This is a genomic window from Streptococcus suis, assembly GCF_002960445.1.
In the GTDB taxonomy this organism is placed as follows: Bacteria; Bacillota; Bacilli; order Lactobacillales; family Streptococcaceae; genus Streptococcus; species Streptococcus hyiners.
Window position 1 is genome coordinate 1 of record NZ_POJD01000276.1, and the last position, 390, is coordinate 390.

Annotated in this window: 1 protein-coding gene; it reads right to left on the reverse strand. The window is 35.6% G+C overall.

Annotated elements, in window-relative coordinates; translation table 11 throughout:
- A partial coding sequence (locus C1G53_RS09660) for an ATP-binding protein (protein ID WP_238139139.1) occupies nt 1-390 on the reverse strand: 390 nt, incomplete at both ends.

Consider the following 390-nt stretch of genomic DNA (forward strand, 5'->3'; position numbering starts at 1 on the left):
ATCGTACACCATTCATCATCTATACGATTTTCTATAAGGCGTGCATGTTTCTTTATGCTTCCAAAGTGTTTCTGAATATAGTTTTCACTCATCACAAGACAGTAATATCTGATATGGTCAAGGTAGGCTGTTGCAAAGTCGTTTGCCCAATCAAAAGGGATATAGATCCCTTCAACAATAAGGTTTTGCTCATTTTCTATAGCAGTTTTAATCATTTCACGAACAATAGGCCATAGATATGCTGTAAGTTTATCATCTTCTTCGACTGAAAGTTTAGTATTGCCGCTACGAATTAACCCCATTTTCAAATGGTCTATTGATAAATAAGGATAGTGATATTTTTCAAGTAATTTTTGAGCTAGCACAGTCTTCCCAGTGTGAGATGCTCCT